At 36.0% G+C, this 7,775-nt stretch carries 7 protein-coding genes; all 7 read left to right on the top strand.

Going from position 1 to position 7,775, the window contains the following annotated elements:
* On the top strand, positions 1-194 hold a 194-nt coding region (locus JOD29_RS13235), incomplete at its 5' end, for a hypothetical protein (RefSeq protein ID WP_205101683.1).
* A 272-nt stretch (positions 195-466) separates the two neighbouring features.
* Positions 467-1,234 (top strand): metallophosphoesterase, encoded by a 768-nt coding sequence (locus tag JOD29_RS13230; protein WP_124765084.1) that lies wholly within the window; start codon positions 467-469, stop codon positions 1,232-1,234.
* A gap of 59 nt (positions 1,235-1,293) precedes the next feature.
* Positions 1,294-2,265 (top strand): YpdA family putative bacillithiol disulfide reductase, encoded by a 972-nt coding sequence (locus JOD29_RS13225; RefSeq protein WP_124765082.1) that lies wholly within the window; start codon positions 1,294-1,296, stop codon positions 2,263-2,265.
* 821 nt (positions 2,266-3,086) lie between these two features.
* Positions 3,087-4,301: an MFS transporter gene (locus JOD29_RS13220; RefSeq protein ID WP_124765080.1), complete on the top strand. Its 1,215-nt coding sequence runs from the start codon at positions 3,087-3,089 to the stop codon at positions 4,299-4,301.
* 209 nt (positions 4,302-4,510) lie between these two features.
* The gene (locus tag JOD29_RS13215; protein ID WP_124765078.1) at positions 4,511-5,494 is read left to right on the top strand and encodes a fumarylacetoacetate hydrolase family protein; all 984 of its coding nucleotides are present in this window, start codon (positions 4,511-4,513) and stop codon (positions 5,492-5,494) included.
* 141 nt (positions 5,495-5,635) lie between these two features.
* Complete coding sequence (locus JOD29_RS13210) at positions 5,636-6,493, top strand: alpha/beta fold hydrolase (protein ID WP_124765076.1); 858 nt, start codon at positions 5,636-5,638, stop codon at positions 6,491-6,493.
* 12 nt (positions 6,494-6,505) lie between these two features.
* Positions 6,506-7,699: an acyl-CoA dehydrogenase family protein gene (locus JOD29_RS13205; RefSeq protein ID WP_124765074.1), complete on the top strand. Its 1,194-nt coding sequence runs from the start codon at positions 6,506-6,508 to the stop codon at positions 7,697-7,699.
* The last annotated feature ends 76 nt before the right edge of the window (positions 7,700-7,775 follow it).

Below are 7,775 nucleotides of genomic sequence, written 5' to 3'. Positions count from 1 at the left end.
GTCGCTTCGACAATACCGGCGAAGGCAAAAAGCGCCTTCACCAGTATTGCCTCCAGCGCTTGTCGGGTGTGAACGAGCCGCCTCCGCTTTTCTTGTCTAGCTGCGGTGGCTACACCCTCGAGGTCGCTTCGACAATACCGGCGAAGGCAAAAAGCGCCTTCACCAGTATTGCCTCCAGCGCTTGTCGGGTGTGAACGAGCCGCCTCCGCTTTTCTTGATGTCTAGCTGCGAACGCCAGCTCCTTGACAACTTCGAAACCGCCTACAAGGTCAAAAAGCGACCTTTTGTCGGTTCCTCCAGTTGTTGTCGGAGCTACGGGCGTTCTCCACTTTTCTTATGAGCACGAATTTGATTTATCCAATAAAATACATTAAAATAGCTTCATCATTTCGTGTAAATGAGTGAGTAAAAAGGCGATGGTTTATTGAACATCGTCTTTTTATTTTTGAGATTAGGGGGTACACGTATGCTTTTTGAGATGTTAATCATTGTGGTTCTTCTAATTATTGGGGTGCTAATCTATATGGTACGACAAGCATTTGAAAACCATCTATTGCATCATGAAATTCGCCTAAAAGGTAAGAAGGAACAAGTTAAACTGTTTTTTATTTCTGATGTTCATCTTCGCAAAATAAACAAAAAAATGATTAATGCCATAAATGAACCAATAGATGCAGTTATTATCGGCGGAGATTTTGCTGATCAACGTACTCCAATCGAACGAATATATGAGAATATTGCTTTGTTGACGTCTATAGGACCCGTTTATTTTGTTTGGGGAAATAACGACAGAGAAATTGGGGAAGAGCGACTACGAACGATTTTCAAAGAAACGAATGTGCAAATTGTTGAAAATAATGCTGTAATTCTACAAAATGTTCAGAATAAGTGTTGGATTAGTGCAATAGATGATACGACATCGAGAAATGCACGACAAGATTTAGCTTTTAAAAATTGCCAACAAGGGGATATCGTATTCTTTATTTCACATAATCCAGAGGTATTTCCAATTGTAAGAAAAAAATATAATGCGCATTTAATGATGGGTGGGCATTTACACGGTGGTCAAATTCGTCTTGGCCCATTTGGTTTGCATCCACATGGATCATTTTCTATACGAGAAGGTGTGCCAACACTAATTAGTAACGGCTATGGAACAACCTTGATTCCGATGAGATTCAATGCAAAACCACAATGTCACATTATTGATGTAAACTTTGTACCGGAAACCTAACCCATAATCTACAAAATAGCGCTATAATAACAGTAGCAAGATTAAGGGAGATGTCTTAAATGCAAAAAATTGATGCAATTATTGTTGGGGGAGGTCCTTGTGGTTTATCAGCAGCGATTGAACTACAAAATATAGGCTTAAATCCAATTGTGATTGAAAAGGGTAACATAGTTAATGCGATTTATAACTATCCAACCCATCAAACTTTCTTTAGTACAAGTGAAAAGTTAGCAATTGGCGACGTGCCATTTATTATAGAAGGTCGTAAACCAAAAAGAAATCAAGCACTTGTCTATTATCGAGAAGTAGTCAAGTTGAAAAATATAAAAGTAAATCGTTTTGAAACAGTTGAATCTATTAGAAAAACTGAGAATGGTGATTTTATCGTTACATCCGATCAAAATGCTTATGTTACTCCATATGTCATCATTGCTACTGGCTACTATGATCAGCCAAATTTCATGCGCATTCCAGGGGAAGATTTACCGAAAGTATTTCACTATTTTAAAGAAGCTCATCCTTTTTTTGATACAGATGTTGTCATCATTGGGGGCAAAAACTCTGCAGTAGACGCAGCGCTCGAATTAAATAAAGCAGGTGCCCGTGTGACAGTTGTTTACCGAGGAAGTGAGTATTCACCAAGTATTAAACCGTGGGTATTACCTGAATTTGCAGGGCTCGTTCGAAACGGTGAGGTCATCATGCATTTTGATAGTCATGTGAAAGAAATACGTGATCATGAAGTGATTCTAGAGGTTAATGGAATTGAGCAAATAGTTAAAAATGATTTTGTTTTCGCCATGACAGGTTATCACCCTGACCACGATTTCATTAAATCGATGGGTGTGAATATCGATCAGGCTTCTGGTCGACCAACATATAATGAAGAAACGATGGAAACAAATATTGAAAACTTATTTATTGCTGGAGTCATTGCTGCAGGTAATAATGCGAATGAAATCTTTATTGAAAATGGCCGATTCCATGGCGGTTTGATTGCGAAAAGTATCGAATCAAAGAATGAAATATAGTTTATTTTGTTTTTTTAGGCGTAAACAAAGTTGTGAAATCAACTTTGTTTACGCCTTTTTAATAGAATTAGGAATTAGAAAGGTAACTTTTTTCTGCTCATGACCCCAAAAACAGCTTATCTCTATCTTTCTTTTTTTCATTTAATTTCTCTCTCCATTATCAAATAACCAGTTATTCTCTTAAATTTACATTTAGTTTTATCGTAATAAAAGACACAATTCGAACAACTAATACAAAATTCCTTATATTTTCATCAATCTATTAAATATTGAAAAAGAAATTTTTAAACAATAAAAATTGAATTTCAGCTATAAGTGGATATTGGCCATTTGTATAACATTAGGTAAATTCTGGGTTAAAAAACTCATTAACATTATTTCGAGATAACAACTCCGTAATTTACTAACAGTAAAGGGGTCTTTATTCATAATTAATTTATTGAGTTTCTAAATCTTGTTGAAAATTCACAATTTTGACATTAGAATTCATTTAACGGATGAAAGCGCTTAATTCGATAACTTTTGGAAGTTTGATAGGAGGTCGATCGATTTTAATGTAGTAAAAATTGAATGGTGCCTTTGTATTTGGTAAAGATGAATAATCAAATGCGCATTAGTGTATTTTTGTCTGGATTTTAATTGTGGGAAGGTCAAAATGGATGTTGGCTAGTAAGTTGTCGTTCGGATAAGTCGTACTTAGCTAACTGCCTATATCTCCTCATAAAATCCATGACATCCGCCGGAGGCTTAATTTCATTCGGGGTTTATACGTTGATTAGATAACCTTTTGGCGAACATTTCATCACTATGGGGAAGTTTAGATGAATGAAATTAAAGGGGCGGATAACTTGGGGAAACCAATTGGTAGAAATTTTCTAAAGTTTTTAATCGTCATCATTGCCTTTCAAGATGTAGCAGCTGGTGTTGCAGGCTCGATTATGGCAGACATTATCGCAGCCTACCCTAACTTTGATCCTACAATCGTCATGTTAGTAGCAACTTTTCCAGGTCTGATACAAATTGTACCTGCTTTGTTCTATGGACAGCTATCATCGAGATTTAAGAAACGCACACTGTTATTTACCGGTTTAGTTTTATTTATGATTGGTGGAGTAATGCCGTTCTTCATTGATAGCTTACCATTAATTATTTTGTTCCGCGGAATTTTGGGATTAGGTGTTGGTATTACAATGCCATTATCAATTGATATAATTTCTGATTTCTTTGAAGGCCGCGAGAAAGATACTTTAATTGGTTTAGGTACTTCGACAATAGCATGTATTGGTGCAATCTTTTTCCAATTAGTTGGGGGGATTTTAGCTGATGCATATGGATGGCAATATGGATTCTTAACTTACTTATTCCCAATCTGGATTTTAGCTCTAACATTCTTATTCTTACCTGAACCTGAAAGAAGAGATAAACCAAATGCAACCGTAAAAGATCTATTCAAAGCACCAAAACAAGTTTATGGGTTCTCATTAGGTCAAGTGATTTATTCTGCATTTATCTTTGGATATGTAACAAATATCTCTATTGTGATTCAAGCAGAGGGACTTGGAAATGCTACGGAAGCTGGTTTAGCGGTTTCTATTTTCACATTCGGAACATTGATAGCAGGTCTTATCTTTGGCCGTTTACGCAGTAGATTCCCGGTCGGTGTTGTTCCAATGGCCGTATTTATTACAGGTGTTGGGATGCTCATTTGTTATTCTGCAAATAGTTTATCTGCCATCTTTATTGGTAGTCTAGTTGGTGGATTTGCAATGGGACTTGTTCTACCAGGTGTATTTGCAAGAGTTTCTGAGTTATCAGAACAAAAAGGTGTATCTTACGTTGGTTTAGTTGTTGTTGGTCAAGGTCTCGGTGGTATTTCTGGGCCATTCCTATATGGATTGATTATGCAACTATTTAATCAACAAGTTGGTAATTTTGCACTTCTTATTTCAACAGTTGGATTAATTTTATTATCCATTGTTTGGTACTTCTTCGTGAAAGCGCCAAAAGAGAAGGTAAGTCCAGATTTATCTTTGTAAAAAATTTTTTAGGTATTATCTGATCTGGTATGTACAGCTTTGTTTAAAGGATAATACCTAAATTTAACACATTTTATATTTGACTATATTTTCTATTAATTTAGAATATAAAGAGAATTGGAGTTTACTACAACTCTACATAGGGAATTTTTAATTATATTAAACTTCTATTCTTGCAATACTTATTATAAATAGTGAGGTGGCCAAAAATGGGGATTCAAATTGTACGATACAGAAAGAGTCGAAAGATTTCATGGGGAGTTTTAGCTGAAGAGAATATCATTCCTATATCTAATGAAGCTGAAAATTTATCGGATTTTCTTGTAGACGGTGTTCAAGAAGCAAGAGAAAAACTAGTTAAAGAGGATTCGGAAAAAGTACTTTTAGAAGAAGTTGAACTACTTTCGCCCGTTACAAACCCGACGAATATCGTTTGTCAGGGTGTTAACTACTCGATGCATAGAAAAGAAACAGGTATGTCATCAAGTAGACCTCCTTATAACATGATTTTCGGAAAAGCCCCAAGTTCTATTAGTGGTCCATTTGATGCAATTGTTAAACCTGAGCATGTTCAATTATTAGATTATGAAATCGAATTAGGTTTAGTCATTGGTAAAGAAATTAACGAACAAACAGTAATTACAGATGAAAATATATCTGACTATATTGCTGGCCTAGTCATTACAAATGATGTATCAGCACGAGATGTACAACTAACAGAACTTCAATGGCTTAAAGGAAAAAGTTATCGTACATTTTGCCCAGTAGGCCCTTATTTATATATTCTTGATGAAGATGAGGTTAACGAAATATACAACCTAGAATTATTGTTAACAGTGAATGGTGAGGTTCGTCAAAGTGCGAACACAGACCAATTACTTTATAAACCTGTAGAAACATTAAATGAGTTAGCCCAAACGATGGATCTTACTGTAGGTGATTTAGTGTTAACAGGAACTCCAGGTGGGGTTGCAATGCAACTTTCTACTGAGGAATTAAATTGTTTAACTAGTTTAACAGCTTCTCCAGAAGAAAAAACAAAAGTAATTCAAAGACAATTTGAAATTGGTCAGTATTTAAAAGTTGGAGATGTCATCGAAGCGTCAATTGCAAGTCCAGATGGCAAGATTCAATTAGGGAAACAAAGGAGTGTAGTAAAAGAACTTCAGTTAGTTCAAAATAATTCAATTTAATATTGAAAAATCTGCTTCAAAATTCAGCTAAATTTTTTAACAGTCGTAAATACAGTAACGAGAAGGCTCGGGGTTTGTGTCTAAAAGAAAGTAGTTTCTATTAATCTACCAAAAGGTAAATAAAAATTAGAGGTGAAAAGAATGGCAATCGTAACTCGTAAAGTGAAAACTGGTCGTTATGAAACAAATATTCTTGAAGGTGGAGTAGGCAACTCAGAGACAATCCTATTTATCCATGGTAGTGGCCCCGGAGCGAGTGCAAAATCAAACTGGGAACATGTTCTGCCTGAATATGAAAACGATTTCCATGTTGTGGCACTTGATTTAGTTGGTTTTGGTGATACAGATCACCCAGAACAATACCCTGCAAATGGTGTTGAATGGATGAACTGGCGAGTACAACAAATTACTGATTTACTAGATGCGTTAAACATTGAAAAAGCAAATTTAGTAGGAAACTCATTAGGTGGCGTCATTTCGTTGTACCTTATAATGGATTCAGCAGAGCGTTTTAACAAAGTTTGTTTAATGGGAGCAGGTGGAGGCTTAGTTGAACCAACCCCTGAACTAGCAAAATTAACAAACTTCCATAAAGACCCAACACCTAAAGCACTTAAAAACCTTTTAAGTTGGTTCCTTTATGACCTTTCTGGTATGGAAGATAAACTAGATGCAATTGTTGAAGAGCGCATGAAATTATTTAATCGTCCAGATGTACGTAAATCGTATGAACAAAACTTCGTGAATTCAAGTTTAGCAGATATGTTAGTACCACCATCTGCATTAAAACGAATGACGAATGAGTTCTTATTAATTCATGGTCACCAAGATCGTTTTGTTCCACTTCAAAGTAGCTTATATATGTTAGACTACTTAGAAAATGCAAACCTTCACGTGTTCAAACGATGCGGTCATTGGGCTCAAATCGAACAAAAAGATCAATTTGTTAAGTTAACGAAAGACTTTTTTGAACCAGCTAAAAAAGTAACGACAGTATAAAGGGGTGGAAGAATGAGTCAAACGATTGTAGATACAAGAAAAATGCTTGTAGAGCGTGCACATGCCTTAATTCCAATGTTAAGAGATTATAGTCCGCAAATTGATCGAGAAAGTCATTTACCTCAAGAAATTGTTGATAAGCTTCAAGCTGAAGGTTTATTAAAAGTATTAAGACCAGAAATGTATGGTGGATATCAAACTGATATGCGTACATTTACAGAAGTCGTCACGGAAATTTCAAGAGGAAATGGATCAGCAGGTTGGTTCGTTTCATTAAGTAATATTCGTGATTATATGATTTCTTACGCATTCGGTAGAGAAGCATTAGAAGAAATTTTCGGCACTGGTGAAGATGTTGTTTTAGCTGGTAACTTTAAACCAATCAAATGTGAAATTAAGAAAGTTGATGGGGGTTACTACATCGAGGAAGCTCAGTGGCCGTTTGTTTCAGGAAGTCCGCATGCAGATTGGTTATATTTCGGTTTCCCACTAATCGATGAAAACGGTAGCGTCGAAATGGCAATCATGGTTGTTCCACGTAAGGATGTAACGGTACTTAACGACTGGAACGTAATGGGGTTACGTGGTTCTGGTAGTAATAGTGTTCATGTGAAAGATGTGTTTGTTCCAGAATATCGTGTGTCATTGGATCGACTTGCTCAAAAAGGACATTACATGATTGAAGAATTACAAGAAGTACCTCTATATCGAACACCTTTTGTACCATCATTAACACTATCGATTGTAGGGCCAGCTCTAGGAATTACAAAGGCTGCAATGGATTTACACATGGAACGTGTTCAAAAAGCAGGCATCGGGAATACATTCTACAATAAAATGAGCGAAGCAGCTGTAACACATTTACAAGTGGCTCAAGCACAGTTAAAGATTGACTCAGCTGAACTACATCTACATCGCGCGGTTGATATGTTAGATGAATATTCAGTTAAACATCAGAAGTTAACAATGGAAGAAGGCATAAAGATCAAAGCTGACTTCGGTTACGTAAATCAATTATGCAAAGAAGCAATTGATTTAATGACTGCGGGGGCAGGGTCAGTTTTCTCATATAATCAAAATCTATTCCAATTATTCTATCGCGACTTCTTATCGATGCATTTACATGGTTTCATCACACCATCAAGTTTGATTGAAACATACGGTAGAGTCATGTGCGGTCAAGAACCGAACACTTATTTTGTCTGATTGTTATTTGGGGTATCAGGGGATGTAAAAAATCTAAGTGTTAGTTAGTTAAATACTTGATTAATAGGGGGAAATG

Origin of the sequence: Lysinibacillus composti (genome assembly GCF_016908465.1) — a bacterium.
Lineage (GTDB): Bacteria > Bacillota > Bacilli > Bacillales_A > Planococcaceae > Ureibacillus > Ureibacillus composti_A.
Note: the sequence above shows the minus strand (reverse complement) of the source record. Positions and strands in the feature narration are given on the sequence as shown.

Bases quoted from the DNA above. Each gene is read 5' to 3' on its own strand.
- JOD29_RS13215 (WP_124765078.1), top strand. From the start codon at position 4,511: ATGGGGATTCAAATTGTACGATACAGAAAGAGTCGAAAGATTTCATGG.
- JOD29_RS13220 (WP_124765080.1), top strand. From the start codon at position 3,087: ATGAATGAAATTAAAGGGGCGGATAACTTGGGGAAACCAATTGGTAGA.
- JOD29_RS13205 (WP_124765074.1), top strand. From the start codon at position 6,506: ATGAGTCAAACGATTGTAGATACAAGAAAAATGCTTGTAGAGCGTGCA.
- JOD29_RS13210 (WP_124765076.1), top strand. From the start codon at position 5,636: ATGGCAATCGTAACTCGTAAAGTGAAAACTGGTCGTTATGAAACAAAT.
- JOD29_RS13225 (WP_124765082.1), top strand. From the start codon at position 1,294: ATGCAAAAAATTGATGCAATTATTGTTGGGGGAGGTCCTTGTGGTTTA.
- JOD29_RS13230 (WP_124765084.1), top strand. From the start codon at position 467: ATGCTTTTTGAGATGTTAATCATTGTGGTTCTTCTAATTATTGGGGTG.